Here is a 24984-nt window from a genome sequence, read left to right as displayed (position 1 = left end):
TGGTTAACTATCAAACCACTGTAATGCATTCGTCATAAAAAAAGGACTCATAATGAGCCCTTTTAGCATAATATTTGATGGTTAACTTAGCTTAACTACGCAAGCCAATACCACGAGATATTAAGTAGTAAGCCACAAACCAAAGCGATGCACAAAAGCCTACCATGATGCCAATTGATAATGGCACACTAATATCTGCAAAGCCTAAAAAGCCGTAACGGAATACGTTAATCATATACACAACCGGATTTAATGCCGACACACCTTGCCAAAAATCGGGTAATAAAGAGAGTGAGTAAAACACCCCGCCCAAATAGGTCAGCGGCGTTAAGATAAACGTGGGAATAATGCTGATATCATCAAAACTTTTTGCAAATACTGCATTAATTAACCCGCCTAATGCAAATAGCACAGAAGTTAAAAATACCGTCATTATCACAAGACCAACATGATGCAGGCTCAGGTTAACAAAAAACATGGCCACTAATGTCACAATCAAACCAACACTTAAACCACGAGCAACTCCGCCTCCCACGTAGCCAGCAATCATCACGTAATGAGGCACAGGAGCAACCATTAGCTCTTCGATACTGCCATGCATTTTGGCACTAAAAAATGAAGACGCAACATTAGAGTATGAGTTGGTTATCACCGACATCATAATGAGGCCTGGCGCGATGAATTCCATATAAGATACGCCGCCCATTTCACCAATGCGGTTACCAATTAAGTTACCAAAAATCAGAAAATATAATGTCATGGTAATCGCTGGCGGCACTAGTGTTTGTACCCAAATACGAGTAAAACGATTAATTTCTTTCGTTAATATACTTTTAAAGGCAATCCAATATAGGTGCTTCATTATTTTGCCTCCTTGGCTTTTTCAACAAGCTCTACGAATAACTCTTCAAGACGGTTGGCCTTATTTCGCATCGATGAGACCTCGATGTTTGCCTCTGAGAGTTTGGCAAATAAATCATTAAGGTTGTGTGCCTTTGCCACATCCACTTCTAACGTGTGCCCGTCAACAAGGCGGCAGTTCATATTGGGGATTTGCGGCGCGGCTTCAATATCATTACGTAAATCTAAAATGAAGGTTTCAACATCCAATTTGCTTAGTAAGCTTTTCATACTGGTGTTTTCCACCAGCAAACCTTTGTCAATAATACCAATATTGCGGCATAACATTTCAGCTTCTTCAAGATAGTGCGTGGTTAAAATAATCGTCACACCTTGGTTGTTAATATCTTTTAAAAACTGCCACATAGAGCGGCGTAGCTCGATATCAACTCCAGCTGTAGGTTCATCTAAAATCAGTAACTTCGGCTCATGCATTAATGCTCTGGCAATCATTAAGCGGCGCTTCATGCCACCAGATAAGGCTCTAGCTTGACTGTCACGCTTTTCCCACAAATCCAGTTGTGAAAGGTATTTCTCGGCGCGCTGTAACGCGACGGCACGGGTAACGCCATAGTAACCCGCTTGATTCACCACAATTTGCAGCACTGTTTCGAACTGATTAAAATTAAACTCTTGCGGTACAAGGCCAATACACATTTTGGCTTGTTCAAGTGTTTTATCGATATCAAACCCAAACACCTTGACGCTGCCAGCGGTTTTTTGCACTAACGAGCTAATCACCCCGATGGTGGTCGACTTACCGGCACCATTGGGCCCTAACAAAGCAAAAAAATCACCTTGTTCAACGGTTAAACTAATTCCTTTAACGGCTTGGACACCGCTTTTATAAGTTTTTTGCAGGTTTTCGATCACCAAAGCATTGGTGCTGTTACTCATTGCTATACCTCTAAGCTGTTTGTTAAGACGAGTGATTACACTGGCATTGTATTATCTATGACGTAATGTAACTGAAAAAGGTGCAAATATTTTCTAACGCCCAAAATAAAACTCCCGCCTAAAGCGGGAGTTTGCACACAAAGGGTTACATTAATCTAATGGAACCACTTTTGCGATATAAGGCAGGTTACGATACTGCTCAGCATAATCGATACCATAGCCAACAATAAACTCATCAGGAATGGTAAAGCCGATAAAGTCGACAGGAACATCAACTTCACGACGTTCAGGTTTATCCAATAATGTACATAGTGCTAGGCTTTTAGGCTCACGCAATAATAACATGTCACGCACTTTATTTAGGGTGTTACCTGAATCAATCAAATCTTCAACAATCAATACATCGCGATCAGCAATCTCAGAAGAAACATCTTTTAAGATTTTAACGTCACGTGAGCTTGTCATTGCGTTGCCATAACTTGAAACTGACATAAAGTCGATTTCAACATGGCCTTTAATACGGCGACATAAGTCAGCCATAAAAACCACAGACCCTTTCAATAAGCCGACCATTAACAAACGCTCGCTGTCTGCGTAATGGGCATTAATCCTTTCAGCTAATATATCCAGTTTTTCGTTGATTTCTTCTGCAGAAATCATCACTTCGGTTGTGTGTTTCATATTACTCTCAATTGTCGTGACTTTCGGACTTAATCATTGGCTTCGTCGCGAGACTTTTGTGTGGCATAACCCCAACGATTTGTCAGCCCATGTTCAATACCCAAATGATCTAGAATTCGGGAAACCATGAAGTTTACCAGATCTTCTATCGATTGGGGATGGTGATAAAAACCCGGCGCAGCAGGCATGATAGTCGCGCCATGACGTGTAAGGCTTAACATATGCTCTAAGTGTATGGCACTAAAAGGAGTTTCCCGTGGCACAAGGATTAATTGACCACGCTCTTTAATGACCACATCAGCTGCTCTTTCTAATAAATTATTGCTCATTCCGGTAGCGACAGCTGCTAGGGTGCCAGTAGAACAAGGACAAATCACCATTTGTTTAGGTGCAGCGCTACCGGATGCGGGTGGTGAAAACCACTCATCTTTACCTAACACCACCAGCTCACCAATCACAGAATCTGTCATTTTAAAATGCGCTAATAACTGCTCACGTGCTTTTTCAGGGTTGGCACTTAATTGCAGCGCTTCTTCAGTAGCAAGTACCACTCGTGCTGCGCTTGAAATCATCAAAAATACTTGATAATCGGCCTCAAGCAAGCATTGCAATAGCTTTAAACCATATGGCGCACCTGAGGCTCCAGTCCATGCAAGGCTAATGGCTTTGGGTCTTTTGTTGTACTGCGTTGTATTACTCATAAACTCTCTAAATATAGCTAAGTGTATCTCGCTATTTATACGTTCAGTGCACGCTTATGGATGCCTTAAAATGGTTATTTAAGCTAAAGCGCTAATTAATTTCTGATGAATACCATTAAAGCCGCCATTACTCATAATCACAATGGTGTCACCCGATCGAGCCAGTGACGAGACTGCGTTAATAATATCTGTAATCTCAGTCATCACAGTGACAGGAATACTGGCATGATTCATATTGGCACTCATGTCCCAACCAATATTGTCAGCTTGGTACAAAAACGCACAATCTGCCAGTGCCATTGAAGCGGCTAAGGTGTCTTTATGTACCCCGCTTTTCATGGTATTTGAGCGAGGTTCTAAAACCACAATCAATTTACCACTGGCGTTATCCGCTTCACCCACTTTAGCTCGCAACCCTTGCAACGTGGTAGCAATGGCTGTGGGATGATGAGCAAAGTCATCATAAACAGCAATACCACTCACCGTATCCAGTAGCTCCAGACGGCGTTTAGGCGGCGCAAATTGAGCTAACGCTTCAATAGCTTGTGCTGGTAACACACCAACATGACGCGCTGCAGCAATTGCCATCACGGCATTTTCAATATTATGCTGTCCCAGTAAGTCCCAATTCAAAATACCTTGAGATTCACCATCAAACATCACTTCAAACTCGTGACCATCTGCTGCAATGGTATTTGCATACCAACCTTTACCTGCTTGTTTACCCGCTATACTAGTCGCATAAAATAGCTCTTGCTCACTCCAGCAGCCTAACTCAATGACGTCTTTTACAGCCTCAACTTCAGCTGGCCAAATGACTTTGCCTTCACCAGGTACTGTGCGAATAACGTGATTAAACTGGCGCTGAATCGCCCCTAAATCGGCAAAAATATCTGCATGGTCAAATTCAAGGTTATTAATCACCAATGTGCGAGGTCGGTAGTGGACAAACTTAGAGCGTTTATCAAAAAAAGCACTGTCATATTCATCTGCTTCAACCACGAAAAAAGGTGAATGACCTAGCCTTGCTGACACACCAAAGTTTTGCGGTACGCCACCAATTAAAAAGCCCGGTTCGTAACCACAATATTCAAGCACCCATGCAAGCATACTTGAGGTTGATGTTTTGCCGTGCGTGCCAGATACCGCCAGCACCCAGCGATTTGGCAAAATATATTCAGATAAGAATTGCGGTCCAGAAGTATAGTTAATACCTCGATTCAATACCGCTTCGACACACGGGTTACCGCGGCTCATCGCATTACCAATCACAACAACATCGGGCTGGTTTTCACCCTCTTTGCCCAATTGCACCGGATCAAAACCTTGGATAAGTTCAATTCCTTGCTCTTCAAGTTGGGTACTCATTGGCGGATAAACATTGGCATCACTGCCTGTCACTTTGTGCCCCATAGCACGGGCTAATAACGCAAGGCCGCCCATAAAAGTGCCACAGATCCCAAGAATATGTACGTGCATGTTGTTGCTCTTGTGAAAAAATTAATGGCTTATTCTAAAGCATTGTGACTGTAATTGTCAGGTGACAATAACAAGCTTTAATCTTGCATCCCATTCAACTGGGCAGAACGGCCCATTGTTGATATTTTTGCATAGTCATTTCGACTCATTCGGGTTTCTTTCTTGCTAAAAAAGCCGTAATAATGAACAGGCTAATTACGTTAACAAGGATTGATAATGATTAAGCTTGTCGCCCGAATATGCCCCCTGATTGTTACTGCTATATTACTCAGCATTGGCATTAGCCATGCAGCCCCCAATAAAAATTACGCCATTCAGTTTAATCAATTAGGTTTTGGCGTTAATGGTACAAAAACAGCTGTGGTACCTGAAACTGATGCGGATAATTTTAGCGTGATTGAGCGGCAAACAGGTAAAACGGTTTTTCAAGGAAAGTTATCTGAAGCCAAAACATGGGAAGCATCTGGTGACAACGTAAAGCTTGCGCATTTTGACGAAGTGACTCAGCAAGGTGAGTACTTCATAAAAGTTGACTCAATACCGCAATCACTGCCATTTACTATTTCAGATGAGCGTTATAACAAACCATTAGCTGCGGCCATTAAAGCCTATTTTTATAATCGCAGCGGCGCTGTGATTCAAAAAGAATTTGCTGGCCAATATGCGAGACCTGCTGCTCATCCAGACACTATTGTGTATGTGCACGAATCAGCGGCATCTAAAGCGCGCCCTGTTGGCACCGTCATTTCATCTCCTAAAGGTTGGTACGATGCTGGCGATTATAATAAGTACATAGTGAACTCAAATATCACAGTGTATACCTTACTTGCAGCGGTATCAGAACAGTCCAATGCCGTCATTAACCTTAACTTGAATATTCCTGAATCAGGTAATGCATTACCAGACATCATTGACGAAGTAATGTGGAATATTGACTGGATGCTGACCATGCAAGATCCCAATGATGGTGGCTTGTACCATAAGCTCACGACTAAGCGGTTTACTGGCGACACAGAAATGCCCCATAAGATGGACCAACCTCGTTACCTTGTTGCCAAATCCACAGCAGCCAGCTTAGGGTTCGCTGCTACAATGGCCAAAGCCAGCCAGATCCTTGCCCAGTATGATCAACACTTATCAATTAACCCTACAAATGGTCATAGCTATAGCCAGCAATTATTAATGGCAGCAAAGCAAGCATGGCAATGGTCATTGAAAAATCCAGCCATCCATTATCAACAGCCGAGTGATATCCACACTGGGACATATGCCACAGCAGGTGATGACTTAAAAGATGAGTGGTTATGGGCAGCTGCCGAGCTTTTTGCTGCAACAGGCGATAGTGAATACCTCAGTAAAGTTGAAATACCGAAAAAGCCGCGTAACCCTGAGTGGGATAAAGTCGAAACGTTAGCCTTAATCACACTAGCATCACACTCTGATACGCCTAACACCATCGCAAAAGAAGCTAAAAAGCAACTCACGGCATTAACAGAGCGTTGGATTGAAGTGGGGCAAAATTCAGCTTACGGCCTTGCGATTAGTCCAAATGATTTTGTATGGGGCAGTAACTCAAACATGCTCAATAAAGCGGTAACGTTATTGCGTGTAAACCAAATCATAAACAATAAAGATAAGCCGAACAGTTTGTATGAGAAGCACGCTATAGCTATCGTCGATTACATTTTTGGTCGTAATCCAATGGGTATCTCTTATGTCACAGGGATCGGCCAACAAACTCCGATGCATATTCACCACCGTGCTTCTATGGCTGATGGTATTAAAGCGCCTATTCCTGGTTTTTTAGCTGGCGGGCCACAACCAGGGCAACAGGACGCCAAAGATTGTAAAAAACAAGGCGGCATTTACCCATCAAAACAAGCTGCAAAGTCTTACCTCGATCATGATTGCAGTTATGCCAGCAACGAAATCGCCATTAACTGGAATGCCCCTTTGGTGTATATGTTAGCGGCGCTGGTTAATCAGGAAAATTAACCCAAACATATTTATTTAGAAATGCCAGCCGATAAAAAAGCGGCCTTGGAATAACATTTCCAAGGCCGCTTTCATTTTCTCACCATTGAGTTATTAAACTGAATGACGATCAATTATCCGGTTACACATCCAGTAACGTCAAAATCGTTTTACCGAGTAAACCTTCAACCACTTCCCTACCTTCGCCAGGAAAATGCCCATCAACCATTTTGATCAGGTTAGACATACCATTAACGGTCATGTCAGAAGGCTCAGGTAAAGTTGAATTAGCAATAAGCATATTCAAAATATAACGGAAGCGCTTAACCGATAGCGCTTTATGCCAGCTCTCAGTTAATGCCTCTTTCGAATTAAAATCTAATTGCTCAGCAAAAATCGGAAATACTTTGCCTCTTAATGCATGAGCAAACTCTTTATTCGATTCGTAATAGCCTTGTAAGGTACTCTTTCGCACCCCTGCAACTTTGGCAATGTTGTCATACGTCACACAATGCCAGCCACTTTCAAAAAAGATATCCAAAATAATTTGGTTATACTTCTGAAAGTTAGCTTCTTTCTCTTCTTTAGAAATCTTCGCCATTACTTTTAACTCTTTAATTAAGTGCCCTTTCAACTGCTGATCATTGTGCACGAATCTCACATAAAATCAATATTAGGTATTAAATACGAAAAAACACTTGCATTACGTATTAAATACGAATAATCTACACCCAATTCGTACCGAGTACCGTTATAATTTTGTCATTGAGGGAGAAACATGAAAAAATCAGTATTAGCATTATCAGTCATTTCTGCATTATTTCTTGCAGGTTGTAATTCAGATGATGATAGTAGTTCGCCAGACCCAACACCTGAACCAAGCCCAGAAATCCGTACTATTGAAGTGAGTACAGCATTGAAAAATGTTTCAGAAATGAATGCACTGAGTTCAGAATGCCTCCCTGTTGGTGAAAGCGTTAAGTTAAATGGTGATGTGAATGTCCCAGTAGGATTTGAACACCCTGTTTGTGCTATTCAAGATAACAAAGGTAATGTGCATTTTGTGCGTACCAATGATTATCAAATCACTGTTACAGATGAAAACGGCCAGAAATTTCAAGAAGAAATTGGTGATATAACAAATTTTGACTTTGAATTTGATGTCGTGGGTGAAGCCAATATCGCAGTTAACTTTGTAGGTGAGCTTGAAGGTAAATATACTGATACTTACTCATACTATACTGTAGAAACGCCTTCGAATGGTCAAACAGTTAATCGTTCAGAGACAGAAGTGTTAGTTGCAGTAGATAATGAAGCATATAGCTTTGTTACCTTCCAGTCTCATAATGATGACATCTTATTTGATGAAACGACTATCACAACCACTAAGGCATTTCATTTCGGTTTAACAGCCCAAGAAAACAGAACTAAAAATGAGTTAATTGCATATCGTTATATTAAGCAAGATGCAGATTTAGTATTTACAGCGAGAAACTACGACACTGCATTTTCATCAATTGATTTTGAACCTAAAAAACACTTTGATTTTGGTTTGCTACAAATCGATCCTAATACTGGCGGAATCATTATCAACCCACCAAAATTTGGTGAGCCAATTGTCATCATTCCAACACCAACAGACAGAGTAGTAGAACCAGAGCAGGTTACTGGTGCAGAATTACAATCTTATGATCCAGTAACAGGTGCGGCAACATTTATTGCTACACCAGTGAGGGGAGCAGCAGAGCCATGGATCTACCCAGATTTCAAAATTAGCTCTGGCGAATTCACTCTTGAGCAATTTGACTTTAGTTTTAATGTTGAAACCTCACTTGAAGCCAGCGCTATGTATATGAATATCTATTTATTAGATACTGATGGTGAGTCACTAAATGCTGTTATTTACCCAAATGGTGAAGTCACAGTTAAACAAAAAGAAAACGGAAAATATAAAGAAATTCAAAAATTTGAAGGTGAAGGCGCAACAGCTAGCTTTATAGCAACCTTTGGTGGATATCCGTTAGAGTCAAGAATAGATGGCGTAAAGTTACAAACTAATTTTATCGTAAGAGTTGCAGACGATAATACAGAAGAGTTTGAATTTACCATTCATGATTTTACGGTTGAAAAAATTGATCTAAATCCTATTGAACCAGTTCCGGGTGTTGTAAATGAAGAAAACCTAAGTAACTTAACGGTTGAAAGCATTGACGGTGATTCTGGTGCTGTAAAAGCTGTGGTAAAAAAAGATGATAACGCATATGTTTTTGCAAAAACGACAGGTAACACAACTTTAAAAGAACACTCTTTTGATATCGATGTAACCGGCTTTGAAAGTGGCTGGATGAATATTTACCTTCAAACAACTGACGAAGCGGGTAAAAAAGTGAACTCTCGTTTTGATTACCATATGTCTGGCACTTATGCCGGAAAGTTTATTTGTGATAACTCAGAGAGTTACTCTTGTCCAACTGGTGGATTTGAAAGCTACAATAGCTTTGAAGACTTAGTTACTGCATACGGCGATTATAAAGTTCGTAAATACATGAATGGGTTGTTAATCGGTAATTTCTTTTTACGTAATCCAGCTGCTATCGCAGGTAGTGAAGTGACAGTAAACCGCTTTACTGTTAATCCATAATTTTAAAACCATTTAAAAAAGGCTTCCACTTGGAAGCCTTTTTTGTTGCTAAATAACGGTTAGCTTTTCTTAGCCAACAACTCAGTTAACCTATCTATCTTGGCATTAAGCTGTTTAATATCTTCTGCAGTCGCCACTTCAGCTCTATTTTCAGCTCCTGACTCAGCTTCATTCTCGCCCTGCTCTTCTCGCATGATTTTGGTTTCTTCGCCCATGACATCAAGCACGGCGCCTACCATCATATTGAGGAAAACAAAGGTGGTTAAGAAAATAAAGCTTAAATAATACAGCCAGCTTAATGGGTATACTTCCATGGTTTCATACATGATCGATGTCCATGATTCGAACGTCGAAATTCGGAACAAGGTCAGCATCGCAATCGATACATCGCCCCATAAAAAGTCATTCACATTGGCAAAAAACATGCTGCCAATAGCGCCATAGATATAGAAAATTACGAACATGAGCAGTGCGATATAACCCATTCTTGGGATCGCTTTTAATAGTGCATTAATCAGCATTCTTAACTCTGGCACCATAGAAACTAATCTCAGTACCCTAAATATGCGCAGCAATCTTGCCAATAAAATGGTCGAGCCACCGAGTGGTACTAAGCTGCCAATGACGATAATGGTATCGAAAATATTCCAGCCTTTGGAAAAGAAAGACTTAATACCATCACTGGCCATAAATCGAATGATCAACTCAAATAAGAAAAAGCCAGTGATCGCAATATCCAATACCCATAAGCTTTGCTCAAGCCAAGGCGGTAAATGGTAAGTGTGGGCACCAATAGATAATGCAGAAACAATAATCACAAAGATAACAAAACCTTGGAAGGTTTTACTTTGATCAACTTTTTTAAGGGTATTGAGGATACCAGTAGCTTGCATGGTGGGTTGTTCTCTCCAAAAATAAACCCCTCGGTTTTGAGGACACGAGAGCCTACTTAACCAAGATTAAAATAGAATTAAATGCAACGATCAACACAGTAAAGTGCATATCGCTATCCGTTAATGGCCGCTAATATACAAGCTGATGGTTTCTTTCACTAATTAACTTATGTTAAAAAACAAAAAACCTAAGAAAACGTTCGCTTTCTTAGGTTTGTTTATTGCTCAGATTTGTCAGTATTAACTGCTCATACTGAGTATCGTTAACAGTGATTCATGCCGATTATAAATGAGCAAATTGGCGTATCAAATTGTGGTAAACATTATGCAGTCTATCCAATTCTGCTCGCGGCGTATTGCCTGCAGCAATAAGCGATTGAATTGACTGATCAAGTTGATATAAATTTTCTCTTAAAACCGATTCTGACACCATACTTTGCATCCAAGTGATTGCAGCAACTCGCTCACCACGTGTCACCGCTGTCACTTTATGCAAACTACTGGACGGGTAAACAACCGCATAGCCCGCAGGCAATTTAATGGACTGCTCGCCAAATTCAGTGGCGATAATCAACTCACCGCCATCATATTCATCGGGTTCAGAGAGAAATACTGTCATCGATACATCACTACGCAGCACAACCTGAGTATTGGGTACCCGCATCACTGCTGCATCAACATGAAAGCCATATTCTTCAGACTCTGAATAGCGGTTAAAACACGGCGGAAATATCTGATGCGGTAATGCAGCAGAAACCACTTTGGGTGTTTCACCTATTTTATTCAACAACTGGTTTGCCAACTGTTGAACCTTAGCGTCACTGGCCAGTGCTTGGCTGTTTTGCTTGACTGCCGCAGCCATTCCCATTGCCGTATTTTTACCGTCATCCCAAGGGACTGACTGCAAAGTTTGTCGATATGCTTTTACGTCTTCTTTAGACAGTATTTGCTCAATTACAATCATTAGTTAACTCAACTCAATCCTTAGAATTCATAGGTCGCTGACAATTTAGCATTTCTAGCATCGCCAAGGTACATAAATGCGCCCGAGCGATAAGCGGCTGTAAAATACTCTTCATCTAGCACGTTACCCACATTCAAGCGGAAAGTTAATGACTCAGTTGCGTTGTAGTTAGCAAATAAATCAACCACTTGGTAATCTGGAACAACAATGCTGTATCGGCCGTTTTCATCATCATAACCCGCTGCAGTATCAGGTTGCCCGCCGTACATTTCGCTTTGATAGGTATAACCTGCGCCAACTACAAACGCTTCATTAATTTGATAACGTAATTGTAGATATGCACTTTCATCAGCAAAGTTACTCAACGCAAGGCCTACGCTTTCTTCATTGAATGATTCAAGCACCTCTGAATCCATAATCGCTGCTGAAAATTGCACGCTTAATGCTTCAGTGATATTACCCACCATGCCAAACTCGACACCTTGAACTCGATTTTTACCTGTATTTAATGTGCCAAGTGTTGAGTAGCTGTCGCCCACACTTTCCATTACGTCACTCTTGGTGATTTGGAAAACTGACGCCGAAAACATCACACTGTCATCAAATAGCATCCATTTAGTACCAAGTTCAATGTTTTCAACTAATTCTGGATCGGCTGCACGCGCTTGTTCAGCAGTACCACATACCCCACCATAACCACAGCTTGCGCCTAAGTCTGACTCACCACCATTGATATTGGTTGCAGTACTGTAATTAGCATATATATTCCCTTCATCAGTGATGCTATACACTAACCCAAGGTGTCCGTTAAACATGCTGTCATCATATTCGTACAACACATCTCCATTTCGACTGCTCGATGTATCGTTCTGATAATCAAAGCTATCTTGTCTAACACCAAAGAACAGCTCTAGATCGTCTGTAAGCGCTACTGTATCCATAAAGTAAGCTGAAATGGTCTCTATTTGATACTCAGCATCATTGATGCCTTTAGTGTAAGTTCGGCCCATAAGTTTATCGATATTGTCGACAGGGTTACCGTCACCATCTAACATACAGTAAGCACCAGAGTCACCACGCCTCCCTGCTGTTATACAGTTAGTTTCGTTGGCAAATTCAATATCATAAACACCGTTATCAACTTGCTGATCGGTATACTCTAGGCCAAAAACAAACTTGTTCTCCATGCCTAGAATTTGTGTATTCCAAAACAAATTAAATTGGGTGCTGATGTAATCAACTTCTTGGTTACCTTGATGAGTACTTAAAGTCAGAGTATCAACACCTGGTGCGACAGGATCTGATTCACTGCGTGTCGTTCCACGAGCACCTGTGGTGATATAACCGTTTTCAGTTTTACCAATACGAGTCGCATTATAAAAGGTCAGATTATCGTTAATGTCATATTGAGTGCGCAGGGTAAAAGTCAGCACTTCTGAATTTAGAAAATCTGATTCTTGTGCATATACAGGGATATCAGAAATGGGCTCACGGGTAGATTGATCAAAGTAGCTACCTAAATCAGCCACATCTTTTGCATCTAAATAATACCCATCAGCAATGAAAGACAAATCGTTTGTTGGCTCAAATACTGCTGAAAGTTGCACACCATTGCGCTCACGGCTAATGCCTTCCCTGCCAGGCTTATCTTCATCAGCAAGTAAACCATTGACACGTAAACCGACAGTATCTGACACGGCATAGTTATAATCTAAAGTTAAGCGGCGATGATCGTCAGTACCTAATGCCAAATCAACACGGCCCAAGTTGTACGATGTTGACGCTTTTTTAGTCACACTGTTAATCGCACCACCTGAAGAACCACGACCTGCAAATGTCGAACTCGGACCTTTAGTGATTTCAACAACTTCTGTGGCAAAACTTTCACGGGTTGTCATACCTGGATCGCGCAGACCATCAACAAAAACATCACTACGCGCTTCATGACCACGAATAATGTAGCGATCGCCAAAGGCGTTACCGTTTTCACCAGTACCTAAAGTAATACCTGCTTGTGCTGACAAGATATCCTTTAAATCTGTTTTACCTGATTCTTGTATTTGATCTTGGGTTAATACAGTGATGACTTGTGGTGTATCAACAAGATCTGCAACACGGCGCAAATCGCCAGAGGCTTCAGATAAGTAAACGGCGTTCTTTACACCGTGAACTTTAATACGCTCAATGGCTTCAGCAGTTTGGTTTTTATCGCACTCAATTCCGCTAACTTCCGGGTTACAGGTCTCTTTAACTTCTTGATCTGCAGAGACGATAGGAGAAGAGAAAACGAGAGCGGCTGCTACGGCTTGTGCGCCTAGTGATAAATGTTTTTGGTTGGCTTGTTTCATGTTACACACTGTCCTTTGTTAACATATTCCTAATATTCGCGCGGATGGTAACAAACTAACAACAATAATGTAAATCATTATCATTTAGATTTACATTAAAATGATTCAGTAGAGAAAACGAATAAATAACGTCCTGCGATCGCTAAAGGTATTTAAAGAGGAATAGAATAAAAGAGAAAAGTGTTTAGAAACGTAGCTTGAAGCTTGTAGTGAGTAGGGAATCGCGAGAAGTCACATAAGACCTACATGCTGCATCTGAGCCAATGAACTCAATCAAAACAGGATTTATCTAGCCATTAAATCAAATAATGAATTGTTTACATACAGCAGTCAAAAGGCCCATCTACTGAAAATTGATTAATCTTGTTCGCCAATGGCATAGATCTCTAACGGTAGATCGTCAGGATCGCTAAAAAAGGTAAATGACTTGCCTGTATATTCGTCGACTCTAATCGGTTCAACATCAATATTGTGTTGCTGTAAATGTGCAACAGCCTGATGGATATCATCCACTTTAAAAGCTAAATGACGTAAGCCTTGCGCCTCAGGATAACTGAGTCTTTTCGGCGAATGAGGAAGAGAAAAAAGCTCAATTTGCGTGCCGTCCTTCAGCTGTAAATCCAGCTTATACGAGTCACGTTCTTGACGATAATTTTCAGCGAGTACTGTAAAGCCTAATACTTGAGTGTAGAAATACTTCGAGCGTACATAGTCACTTGCGATAATCGCTACATGATGAATACCATTAAACATAACGCCCCTTTAAACCTATGATAAAAATAAAACCCTGATAGAGAGTCTATCAGGGTTTTAATCATGACACTGAGTGATAATCAATCAAAAATCTTAATCAGAAGTTTTAATCAATCATCGTAAGCCTTTAAACGCCGACTTCACCGCCATCATTTTTACGAATAACAACAGTTGCATCACGAGGGCGTAATGTCATACCTGCAGGAGTTTCTTCTGCTGCATTGCTTGAATAAGGCCAATTGCTTGGATGCTGAATATTGGCAAATACCGTGCTGTAATCAGATGTAATCGCAAAACCAGTCACCTCACAACCATTTGGCCCAACAAAGAAGCGTTTTAGCTCACTTTGATTGTCCGCAGAAACCACTTGCTGATTGTCGTCCTCATCAACCAAAGTTGATGGCACAATCGCTAGCATTTGATCATTGGTGTACTCTTCAACTTCATCTGCACCATTATCAGTTTGAACCCACATAATGCCGCGCTGATCGAAAGCCAAGCCATCAGGACTTGCAAACTGATTTAAGTCATTCAAGCCAGAGATGTTAGTCTCTTCATCTGCATCAGTAGGTGCACCAAAGACAAAAATATCCCAGTTAAACTCCGTTGCTTCTTCACCTTCATCCCAACGGATAATATGACCAAAGCTATTATTCAAACGTGGATTAGCTGGATTGGTATCATCTGTGCGTTTTGTGTTGTTGGTCAAAGTCAGATATACACTGCCAGTAAATGGGTCAACTGCAGCCCACTCAGGACGATCCATTGGTGTTGCCCCTACTAAGTCAGCAGCACCTGCCGTATTTAAGATAATCGCAGCCACCGAATCGAAGCTATCGGCTAATGTGTTGCCATCAGTTGTCGTGCTATCAAGTGTTAATGGTAACCAAGCACCCACGCCATCTTCACTGAATTTAGCCACATATAACGTACCTGAATTCATGTACTTATCGCCCATTGCTAAACGATTAGTCGCATTGGCATCCGCTTCATCCCAAACGGCATCTGAAACAAATTTATATAAGTACTCAAAACGTGAATCATGGCCAGAATAAAATGTAATTGGCTTACCAGCCTCTAGCTTACCAAAAGTACAGCCTTCGTGACGAAAACGCCCTAAAGCGGTACGTTTAACAGCACGAGAGTGAGGGTTATATGGGTCGATTTCTACAATATAACCGTGGCCATTAGCTTCATTGCGGTAATCATTAGCAGCACTTGAACCTGTCGGTGTAATATCAAAACGAGCAAATTCATCTAAACGCTCTTCATCATTCCCTGCTAAGTGGTTCCAACCGTAGCGAGTATCTGAAGTTGAAATCCCAATACGGCTTTGATCTTCAGTTAAAGTGCCATGACTGACGAAATAACCAGGCCAGTTTTCTTCACAAGTCAGGTATGTTCCCCAAGGCGTGTAGCCATTACCGCAGTTATTCAATGTACCACGAGCTTGGCTGCCATCTGGCGAATAACGAGTTTCTAAATAAGATGTATAAGCTAATGGGCCGGCAACATCCATGACTGTTGCACCAGTAAAACGGCGATTATGTGAGTCGTTTTCAACCACTTGCCACATGTTGTCTTTTAACTGAATACGCACAACAGAAATACCATGGGCATTAATCTCTTTACGCACTTCATCAATGACAGTTCGCTTACCATTAGCATCAAGCGTTGGCCCCATTGGGTGTAAGGCATTTTGATTAATATATTCATGGTTAATACAAAGCAAACCATCATCTGCTGCGTCATTTAACGGAAAGAAATGCATCCCATCATGATGCATTCCTACAGCGTTTTCTTGATCTACAGCAGTATTTGAGCCGTCTTCTTTCCACGCATTTGCTTTACTGTTGAGAGGCGTACCCCATGGAGCAAGTACATAAGCAGAATATCCTGCAGGTACTGCAACTGCATCAAGTTTTGAGCCAGTAATAGAGTCAAAACCTAGTACCGCAGAGCTTTTAGTCGGCGGAGTTTCTGCTGGTGGTGGCGTGGTGGTTGGCGGCGGTGTGCTTGAATCGTTATCAGAACTACATGCTGCTAATCCTGTTCCAGCAAACGCTGTCATAGCACTTAACCCTAAGCCACGTTTTACAAAGTCACGACGTGATAAATGGTTTTCCATCACGGTGGCAAATGGCACATTATTGCTTTTGTTATATTTGGTTGGGTCGAATGTCGCCTTGCTCATAATCTATCCTTAAGTTTGCTCACATCATTAATTGGGGGCTAAATTAGTGAACATAAGATAAGCAGGCTTTGTGACAAATTCACGCCATCTTGATGACAGCAAGATGACGCTTTTATAGCAAAATAATGAACAGAGAATAAAGTGTGATGGTGACCACAATAGATGTAGTAACATTAAAAATAGTTAAAGAAAAACACGTAACACTTTGAAAAGGTTAATACATATTTGCTACTTTCGTTTCGATTTTGCAAGCGCTTTTTGTCGAGCTTGTTGCTTTAGCGAGCCTTTCTTCGTTTTACGCGTCACAGGAGCAACCTGGGTTAAATCAGGCTCAAACCCTGGTAACCATTGCTGTGGTAGTCGCCTATCTAAAAAAGCTTCTAGCTTGATCAGTTGTGGCTCGTCATCAACACTTAATAATGTAATTGCTTGGCCTGTGTTACCTGCACGGCCTGTTCGGCCAATACGATGAATATAGTCTTCATTCTGGAAAGGAAGCTCAATATTAACCACATAATTTAGTTCGTTAATATCTAATCCTCTGGCGGCAACATCTGTCGCAACTAACGCGTTAATTTCACCTGATTTAAAATGAGTTAACACACTCTCACGCACAGCTTGTGAAAGATCCGCATGAAAGGCTGCAGCATTAACGCCGGCTTGCTGTAATTGCGCAGCGACTTTATCTGCGCCCTGTTTAGTGCGGCTAAAAATTAACGCTTGTTGCCAATCTTCTTTTTTAATGAGATGACTTAATAGTGATAACTTTCTCTTGCTATCAACGTTATATACTCGCTCAACAATACTCGCTGCAGTGCTGTTTCGTTGATGAGTTTCAATCACTTGAGGTGAATCTAATAAGCGTTTACTGAATTTAAAAATGCGTTCATCCAAGGTGGCTGAAAACAGGAGTGTTTGACGCTCTTTTGGTACACGTTTCAACACTTCGATGATTTCATCTCTAAAGCCCATATCCAGCATGCGATCGGCTTCATCAAATACTAAATGTTTAAGCTTGGATAATGACATCACTCGATTACGTAAATGATCGAGTAAGCGCCCTGGTGTGGCAACGATAATATCAACGCCTGCTTGGATCGCATTAGCTTGAGCTTTGATACTGACTCCGCCATAAACAATCACAGAGCGAATATCGGTGCCAGATGCATATTTTTCAACATGTTGATGCACTTGCTGAGCAAGCTCTCGGGTAGGCACCAAAATTAACGTTTGGGTGTCATTCGCTAACGAATCTTGCTTGTCATCAACACTGTCATTGACTTGAGGTGCTGTTGCTTTTGATTGCAACAACATTTGAATGATTGGTAATGTAAAAGCGGCTGTTTTTCCTGTGCCCGTTTGCGCGCAAGCTAATACATCTTTACCAGACAATACCACTGGTATCGCCTGCTGTTGAATAGGCGTAGGCTGCTCGTAGCCTAACCGAGTTAACTGCTTAACTAACAAAGGCAATAACTGCAACGACGAAAAAGACATAACCACTCCCAATAATTAAGCCGCAAAGTTTATCACGCCTAACAATGAAAGCCAGCCACACAGCAGTTATCGGCAAGTATTTAATCACCTTTGTAGACAGCTAAATATTACCCAATTCATTATCTTTTTAGCACCTTAGCTGATATTTATTATTTGCCAGCAGTCATCGCGCCATACCCACCCCATTTAGTGGCGGCTAAACCAATAATAAAGCCTGCGATTAGGCCATCAGCCACAAACCAAAATGGTGATTGAAACACCCCATTAAAGCCAAATATAGCCACCATCATCGCTTGTATTTGATCGTATGCTAACAATGTTAATACCAGATTTAACCAGCAGCCCATCACAATAGCGGTAAGCCACCAAGGTAATGAAATCTTTAAAATGGGATGATAATCAAACACACCAACAAGTCCGATAATCGCACCAAAGGTGATATACCATAACAGTATGCCCCACAAAAATTGTGTGTTTGTATCGGGCGAAAACAGAGGAATTATCCAAAAGCACAGTAAACCAATCACTAAACCAATCAGCTTGCCTATGGCTGTACGAGTAATAAGAGAAGGGTTATTGAACATAGCACCTCCAAGTCAAAACGTTATGTATTAAGCGCAACATTAAATAATGGCCAAGGCGATAGTGAGTACTAACCACCTTATCGATTAAGTCATTTAATATTAGCCCTCACAGGCGTTTATTGTTGTGATCATCAATCAATTTACCGAACCTAAAAAGCGCTTTCTACCCTAATTTTTTAGTACAAAAGCCAGCAATGGTTTATCGCAGTCAGCTTCTTCTACAACACCCATTGGCGTAAAACCATTTTTATTCAAGACTGCTATTGAGCCTACATTATGTTGAGCCACTTCAGCAAAAATAGGCCGAGTTGAGTGCGCTGATAAAAATAGCCGTAATGCATTAGTCGCATAGCCTTTTCCCCAATACTCACGACCAACCCAATAACCCAAAAGCCATTGGTTCTCGCTTTGCCACAGCACAATGCTACCAATTACGACATCGTCAACAATGATCGCTTGTGCAGCGATTGCAGGATTACTCAAAATATTCTGATACCAATGTTCAAAAAATGCATTACGATCTCTAGCAGGAAAATCAGCCATTTCATTGGCCTCGGGCTCACATTGAAATTGAAATAAGTGCTCTAAATCTTCAGATTTAACACCTCTAAGTTGTAAGTGCATTAAACATCCTTTAATTGATTTCTATCCATAATCTTGGCTTTACTGGTTGCCAATCCCAATTAGTCAGTCAGTAAGCTTAGGCAAAATTGCCAAAAATTGATAAACTCTGCCTGTTAAACTTAACCTTTTTACAGCGTAATCTCTATTCACAGGAAAACCACAGTGACAGACTCAGCCATCCGCCTAAATAAATACATCAGTGAAAGTGGCATATGCTCAAGACGCGATGCCGATCGATTTATTGAGCAAGGTAATGTTTTTATCAATGGCAAACGAGCACAAGTGGGTGATCAAGTTTCATTTGGCGATAAGGTCAAAGTGAATGGCCAAGATATTGAGCCACGAGATGCTGAAGACTTAGTCTTTATCGCCCTTAATAAACCCGTTGGTATCGTCAGCACAACCGAAGGCACTGAACGCGATAACATCGTCGATTTTGTTAACCATTCAACGCGAATTTTCCCTATTGGACGTTTAGATAAAGACTCCCAAGGGTTAATTTTCCTGACTAACAACGGTGATTTAGTCAATAAAATTCTTCGTGCGGGTAATAATCACGATAAAGAATATGTCGTGACCGTGAATAAACCGATTACTGATGACTTTATCAAAGGAATGGGCGCAGGTGTGCCTATTCTTGGCGTTGTGACTAAAAAGTGTAAGGTCGAACAAGTCTCGCCTTATGCATTTAAAATTGTATTAGTCCAAGGACTTAACCGTCAAATTCGCCGTATGTGTGAATACTTTAACTTTGAAGTCACTAAACTTGAGCGTCAACAGATTATGAACGTTAGCCTTAAAGGTTTACCGATTGGCGAATGGCGTGACTTAGATAAACAAGAATTAGATGTGCTATTTGATATGATCAAAGACTCATCATCAGAAGATAAAAAATCAGCCCCAAAAAAGAAGCCTAAGCCTAAACCCAAAACGCAATCACTGCGTGATAAAATCGAAGGCCCTGAACACTTTATGCAGCACAACCGCAGTAGCAAACATAAAGGCCAAGCAAAGGGCGGTGGTAAAGGACAAACTAAGGGACAAGCCAAAGGGAAAGGTAATGCTAAAGGTGGTAAAGGCAAACCAGGTGCAAGTCGTAAACCTAAACGCTAAGTAGTTTGTCATCATAAGAAACAAAAAATCTTAGCACTTAATGGCATTTTTCTACTAAAAATCACAAAAACACCGTTTAACATAAACATTAAACGGTGTTTTTATTTCTTATTTCTTAGTTAATAGTTCAACTAAGGTGAAAGTTACTTATATACCGACTTAATAGCCTGCCTCACACCTTCATACAAACGCTTAAGCATCTTATCGAAAATCATTCGAATAGTTGCATAAGTTAGATCGGTAACCACGGTAACCACAGAACCGGCAAAGGCGAGCATATGCCCTAACAGACCTCTGACTTCCTCAGCTGCAGCACTAGCTGCTGATGCAATTTTTTCTAAGGTTTTTGCCACCAAATCATAGAAAGTTAGCCCTGCAGAAATTGTCGCTTGAGCTGCAACTGCAGCGTAATAACCCGTTTCTTTTAAAATAGTAATTAACGCAGCACTTAACCTATCACTCCAGTAGTCACTGTAACTTGCTTGGTTACGGTTTTCATATTTCAGCTTTACAGGCTGTAAGTATTCATTAGCTTTAGTGCTTAAATGAGCCCAGCTTTCGGTATCTGCAGAGACAAGATACCCAGGCACTGCACCTTCATCCGGATCCATACCATGCGCACTAATTTTCAGGCCTTGGCTGTTATCAAGTCGATATTCAAAACCTTTGTAAGGTGCATGAATAAATGGCCAAAGCGGTACCTTTGGAACCAAGTCTGCACCATGGGTACAACGGTGGATTTTATTTAATCGATTAGTGTTTTTGTTGGCAAAGCTTTGCTGACCCACTCTCGGCGCACCAAAAGTGTATAAGTTAACGTTCGATGAATAGTTGCTTAAAGCTGCCCAATCCGCCGTTAACGATGCTAAGGCACCACCTAAACTGTGCCCGACACAATGAACAGCTTTTCCAGGATTTGCCGTACGCCATTGGTCTAAAAAGGTTTTGAATTGAGGACGTAAAGAGTTAAATGCATTATTAAATCCTGCATGGACAATTTGCCCCCCTTCACTCGATGTTAAGCCTATTTGAGCATTGGTAGACCAATCAGCAATAGAGTTAAACTGAGTACCTCGTATTGCAATTACAGCATCTCCTTGATACTGACCTTTACCCACTCCCATAGCAGCAAAACCGGAATGGCGATTCATTACAAATCCTCCCGTTTTACCAATACCTTTAGCTTGAAAGTCATAATGATTATTAATGTAGGCATTTCCGAATTTAGTTCTACCGCCAAATTCAGATTGCATATCAATGAGAGAGTACGTCGCTTGCGATAATTCTGCCGCAAGTTTTGGAGATAAAATAGGCATTTAACAATCCTTGTAAATGTTTAATTTAACTAATTTAAGGGTTTAATACTTACCATGAATTTTACGTTTTTCTACTTCAATTTTTTCTAGTTCAGGCCAGCGACAAATGCTGTCAATTTCATATCTAACGACACCTTGCTCGTAGCTGTCGTTAATAACATGATGAACCATTTCTTCCTCTGTAAGCTCACAATTCAGCGAAGCCAGACGTTCTTGAAAATAGGGACTGTGTTTTATCCCTCTGGATTTTGTAGCCCATATATAAGGATCTTGATATTCCTCATAGCGATCGTCTTCAACACGAATAATTTGAGAGATAATATTGGTAGAAAATAAACCATTTGGGTGCGTTGACTGAATGACAATCTCAGGAAAGCTAAACTCACCATTGCTGCCTGTCGTAGTGTAATCATAAACACCATCTTCCATGACATTGATATAGAGGTAGCCTCGACGTAATTTAAGGCCTTCAACAGGCTTACCGTGCAGTGTAATTCTTCCTGAAACTGCAGGAAAAACTTCAACATCAACTGCTTTTTTGAATATACCCAACACAGTTCCCTCCGAGTGACTGCTGACCACCAGCATCAGTAAACAGCTGACTAATGCCGCAAATACAGTGAATTTTTTCATGTATTTAATGCCCCTTGCAATGGCGTCATATTCTGATTCAAGGCGCTAATTATAAAGAATTTAAAATGTGGATTGTATTATCACAATTAACTATATAGGTATGAATTTACATATTAAAGGCAAGAGGCTTACCCTAATGAGTATTACAAATAGATGAATAAATAGGCTAGTTATATAAGGTAGGTTAACAGCTTAAAATGAATAATATCCCCCCATGACCATTTTCCAAAAAGCCAAGGTAAAACGGTACTTAAAACAGTAAAGCGAAAGCATCAATGATAAAACCTGTTTTTGCACTCTCGCCAACAGCGGCTCAACTTACAAACTGACTCATTTATTCAATAAAAACGTCATTGGAATTGCTAGTCGCTCAGCCCAGTCATCCTCAGTATGAGCCTTACCTTTAAAAAAGTGGCTTTGCCATAGCTCTTTATCATACTCAGCAGCCTCAAACAGTTTATCCACATCAGCTTGAAGTGGCGGATACATAGCATCAAGGGTTTGATCGCCATAATCAAAATACAATTTCACTTGAGGCTTAGTGGCAATTTGCTTAGCTAAATACTGATTAAACACCTGTGGTATCGGGTTATTTTCTGTAGCAAAAGAGCCTGGCCAATGAGTCGATAAACAAGCGGCACCGCCAAATATATTCGGGTACTCTAACGCCGTATACCAAGAGATTAACCCTCCCATACTTGAGCCCATAATAAAGGTATTTTGCTTATCTGTTGCGACCTTGAAGTGAGTATCGATATAGGGTTTTAGCTCAGTAACGATAAACTCAGCATACTTATCAGAATACACCGCCTGCGCTAATAGCTTTTCAGTTTCATTGCGCTGGGTTTGATACAAACTGGTTTGGGTATCTTCACTTAACGACTCAAACGGCTTTTGCGGAAAATATTCGCTATGGCGAGACTGCTCAGCATTATGAATACCCACCACGATAAAAGGCTTAATATCTTTATTTTTATTAAGGTTTGCAGCGGTTTCATCCACTTCCCACGCTGTACCATTCCACGACTGAGTGGCATCAAATAGCACCTTACCATCATGCATATACACCACGGCATAAGGAGCCTTAGCAGGGTAATCTTCAGGTAACCACACATCAATAGGGCGTGGTTTTATATGGGTAAATTGCAGACTATTGCCATCAAGCCTTTTTAACGTTCCTTGGCTGACATGAGGTACTTGGGAAATAAAGACATCATGATGCTCTTTAGCTTCTTCTGAATTAACCGAAAAAGCTATCATTGCAACGCAAGCTAGTATTACTAACCTAATATTATTCTGTTTAGGTTTCACTGCTAGCTTTTGAAAGCACTCATTGCATGACACAATCATATTCATTTCCTTTCACCTCCTTTCCTTTTACCATTAATGAAAGTACCCCACTTCAATAATAATTAAAACTCTGCCCCTAAAACCTAAACATAGAATGGCATAAAAAACACTGCTCAGTGCTTTGCTTCTAAGTACCAATATAGTTAAGTTGATACAAAGCCACAAAAAAGCCAGCATTAAGCTGGCTTTTTTCTTATTTAAATAAAAACAACCGAGACTTATTAAGCTGTTTTCACTTTCCAGTTAACCGTTTCACCCGCAAAAAATGGCACGATTGGATTATCGTTTGGCAAGATGATTTGCTCTGGCACAGTCCACTCTTCTTTCACTAATGTCACTGTGCCTGTGTTACGAGGTAGGCCGTAAAAGTCGGCACCATGGAAGCTGGCAAAACCTTCTAATTTATCCAGCGCGCCTAAGTCATCAAATACTTGTGCGTATAGCTCTAGTGCACTCCATGCGCTGTAACAACCTGCACAACCACACGCTGATTCTTTGCGGTGCTTTTCATGTGGCGCAGAATCTGTACCTAAGAAGAACTTACTTGAGCCTGTTGCCACTGCAGCTTGCAATGCTTGCTGGTGAATATTGCGCTTAAGCACTGGTAAGCAGAAGTTATGTGGGCGCACGCCGCCTACCAATAGGTCGTTACGGTTTAACAATAAATGCTGTGGTGTAATCGTCGCAGCAATGTTGCTTGGTGCATCAGCCACAAACTCAGCCGCATCTTTAGTGGTGATGTGCTCGAATACCACTTTAAGGTTTGGCATCGCCGCAACAATGCGCGCCATGTAGCGATCGATAAATACCTTTTCGCGATCGAAAATATCAATGTGCGACTCAGTCACTTCACCGTGAATGAGCAATAACATGCCTTGCTCGGCCATGACTTCAAAAATCGGAAATAACGCATCCAATGCTTTCACTGCTGCATCAGAGTTAGTCGTAGCACCAGCAGGATAAAGCTTTGCTGCAACCACACCTGCCGCTTTAGCATCGATGATGTCTTGGGCTGTGGTGTTATTGGTTAAAAACAATGTCATTAATGGCTCGAATGAACTGCCAGCAGGACGAGCCGCTAAAATACGCTCACGGTAAGCAGACACCATTGTCGCATCGGTTACTGGTGGCACTAGATTTGGCATCACAATCGCACGTTTAAATAAGCGAGCAGTCGCCGGAACCGTTTCTTCTAACATGTCTCCATCACGGAAATGTAAGTGCCAATCGTCAGGCGTAGTAATAGTGATTTGCGTCATTTAGGGTTCCTAAAAAGTCGATTGCGGATAATTGGGCGCTATTGTGCCTCAAAAGCGGTTTTCTTAATAGATGCAATCCTTAAACGCTGAGTTTTACAGAGACAAAAAAGCCCCCTTATTTCACTTCCTTATCTAACGAGATCCGCTAATATAGAGTTTATTTTTCAATCATTTTATAACAAT

21 protein-coding genes are annotated in these 24984 nt (G+C 41.0%); 3 read left to right on the top strand and 18 right to left on the bottom strand.

Annotation, left to right across the window (positions count from 1 at the left end):
• Positions 1-91: 91 nt before the first annotated feature.
• The 5 genes from AB4128_RS04585 to mpl all read right to left on the bottom strand — a co-directional run bounded on the left by AB4128_RS04585 (position 92) and on the right by mpl (position 4658).
• Positions 92-862, bottom strand: a complete 771-nt coding sequence (locus tag AB4128_RS04585; RefSeq protein ID WP_055024875.1) for an ABC transporter permease — start codon at positions 860-862, stop codon at positions 92-94.
• The gene (locus AB4128_RS04580; RefSeq protein WP_055024876.1) at positions 862-1797 is read right to left on the bottom strand and encodes an ABC transporter ATP-binding protein; all 936 of its coding nucleotides are present in this window, start codon (positions 1795-1797) and stop codon (positions 862-864) included. Before AB4128_RS04580 ends, AB4128_RS04585 begins: the two co-directional genes overlap by 1 nt.
• Positions 1798-1947: 150 nt before the next feature.
• Complete coding sequence (gene hpt, locus AB4128_RS04575) at positions 1948-2478, bottom strand: hypoxanthine phosphoribosyltransferase (RefSeq protein ID WP_055024877.1); 531 nt, start codon at positions 2476-2478, stop codon at positions 1948-1950.
• A 29-nt stretch (positions 2479-2507) separates the two neighbouring features.
• Positions 2508-3179 (bottom strand): flavin prenyltransferase UbiX, encoded by a 672-nt coding sequence (locus tag AB4128_RS04570; RefSeq protein ID WP_282167047.1) that lies wholly within the window; start codon positions 3177-3179, stop codon positions 2508-2510.
• A 78-nt stretch (positions 3180-3257) separates the two neighbouring features.
• On the bottom strand, positions 3258-4658 hold the full coding sequence (gene mpl / locus AB4128_RS04565) for a UDP-N-acetylmuramate:L-alanyl-gamma-D-glutamyl-meso-diaminopimelate ligase (RefSeq protein ID WP_372037074.1): 1401 nt from the start codon (positions 4656-4658) through the stop codon (positions 3258-3260).
• Positions 4659-4874: 216 nt separating this feature from the next.
• Here mpl and AB4128_RS04560 point away from each other — a divergent pair, with 216 nt between their 5' ends.
• On the top strand, positions 4875-6653 hold the full coding sequence (locus AB4128_RS04560) for a glycoside hydrolase family 9 protein (protein ID WP_372037072.1): 1779 nt from the start codon (positions 4875-4877) through the stop codon (positions 6651-6653).
• 121 nt (positions 6654-6774) lie between these two features.
• Here AB4128_RS04560 and AB4128_RS04555 read toward each other — a convergent pair whose 3' ends face one another.
• Positions 6775-7233, bottom strand: a complete 459-nt coding sequence (locus tag AB4128_RS04555) for a TetR/AcrR family transcriptional regulator (RefSeq protein ID WP_144430187.1) — start codon at positions 7231-7233, stop codon at positions 6775-6777.
• Positions 7234-7410: 177 nt separating this feature from the next.
• Here AB4128_RS04555 and AB4128_RS04550 point away from each other — a divergent pair, with 177 nt between their 5' ends.
• A complete protein-coding gene (locus tag AB4128_RS04550) occupies positions 7411-9273 on the top strand; it encodes a hypothetical protein (protein WP_372037071.1) in 1863 nt (620 codons plus the stop codon).
• Positions 9274-9332: 59 nt separating this feature from the next.
• Here AB4128_RS04550 and AB4128_RS04545 read toward each other — a convergent pair whose 3' ends face one another.
• The 8 genes from AB4128_RS04545 to AB4128_RS04510 all read right to left on the bottom strand — a co-directional run bounded on the left by AB4128_RS04545 (position 9333) and on the right by AB4128_RS04510 (position 19130).
• Entirely contained in the window at positions 9333-10166 is an 834-nt protein-coding gene (locus AB4128_RS04545; protein ID WP_372037069.1) for an ion transporter, read from the bottom strand.
• A gap of 283 nt (positions 10167-10449) precedes the next feature.
• Positions 10450-11130: a Fe2+-dependent dioxygenase gene (locus tag AB4128_RS04540; protein ID WP_372037067.1), complete on the bottom strand. Its 681-nt coding sequence runs from the start codon at positions 11128-11130 to the stop codon at positions 10450-10452.
• Positions 11131-11150: 20 nt separating this feature from the next.
• Complete coding sequence (locus AB4128_RS04535) at positions 11151-13478, bottom strand: TonB-dependent siderophore receptor (RefSeq protein ID WP_055024885.1); 2328 nt, start codon at positions 13476-13478, stop codon at positions 11151-11153.
• A 357-nt stretch (positions 13479-13835) separates the two neighbouring features.
• Entirely contained in the window at positions 13836-14231 is a 396-nt protein-coding gene (locus tag AB4128_RS04530) for a VOC family protein (RefSeq protein WP_372037065.1), read from the bottom strand.
• A gap of 127 nt (positions 14232-14358) precedes the next feature.
• Entirely contained in the window at positions 14359-16425 is a 2067-nt protein-coding gene (locus tag AB4128_RS04525) for a PhoX family phosphatase (protein ID WP_372037063.1), read from the bottom strand.
• Between the two features lie 228 nt (positions 16426-16653).
• The gene (locus AB4128_RS04520) at positions 16654-17922 is read right to left on the bottom strand and encodes a DEAD/DEAH box helicase (protein ID WP_372037061.1); all 1269 of its coding nucleotides are present in this window, start codon (positions 17920-17922) and stop codon (positions 16654-16656) included.
• A 149-nt stretch (positions 17923-18071) separates the two neighbouring features.
• On the bottom strand, positions 18072-18506 hold the full coding sequence (locus tag AB4128_RS04515) for a hypothetical protein (RefSeq protein ID WP_372037059.1): 435 nt from the start codon (positions 18504-18506) through the stop codon (positions 18072-18074).
• Positions 18507-18674: 168 nt separating this feature from the next.
• The gene (locus AB4128_RS04510) at positions 18675-19130 is read right to left on the bottom strand and encodes a GNAT family N-acetyltransferase (protein ID WP_372037057.1); all 456 of its coding nucleotides are present in this window, start codon (positions 19128-19130) and stop codon (positions 18675-18677) included.
• Positions 19131-19292: 162 nt separating this feature from the next.
• Here AB4128_RS04510 and rluF point away from each other — a divergent pair, with 162 nt between their 5' ends.
• Positions 19293-20243 (top strand): 23S rRNA pseudouridine(2604) synthase RluF, encoded by a 951-nt coding sequence (gene rluF, locus AB4128_RS04505; RefSeq protein WP_372037055.1) that lies wholly within the window; start codon positions 19293-19295, stop codon positions 20241-20243.
• 143 nt (positions 20244-20386) lie between these two features.
• On the opposite strand, the gene AB4128_RS04500 is transcribed toward rluF, so the two are convergent.
• From AB4128_RS04500 to pyrC, 4 genes are all read right to left on the bottom strand, one after another.
• A complete protein-coding gene (locus tag AB4128_RS04500) occupies positions 20387-21559 on the bottom strand; it encodes a lipase family protein (RefSeq protein ID WP_119967977.1) in 1173 nt (390 codons plus the stop codon).
• A gap of 42 nt (positions 21560-21601) precedes the next feature.
• Entirely contained in the window at positions 21602-22192 is a 591-nt protein-coding gene (locus tag AB4128_RS04495) for a DUF6795 domain-containing protein (protein ID WP_372037053.1), read from the bottom strand.
• A gap of 330 nt (positions 22193-22522) precedes the next feature.
• Entirely contained in the window at positions 22523-23542 is a 1020-nt protein-coding gene (locus AB4128_RS04490; protein WP_372037051.1) for an alpha/beta hydrolase, read from the bottom strand.
• Between the two features lie 221 nt (positions 23543-23763).
• Entirely contained in the window at positions 23764-24801 is a 1038-nt protein-coding gene (gene pyrC / locus AB4128_RS04485; protein ID WP_372037049.1) for a dihydroorotase, read from the bottom strand.
• Positions 24802-24984: the final 183 nt, after the last annotated feature.

It is taken from the genome of Shewanella sp. 10N.286.52.A9 (assembly GCF_041468985.1).
GTDB lineage: Bacteria > Pseudomonadota > Gammaproteobacteria > Enterobacterales > Shewanellaceae > Shewanella > Shewanella japonica.
The sequence above is the reverse complement of the archived record's forward strand: the minus strand, read 5'-3'. Positions and strand labels throughout refer to the sequence as shown.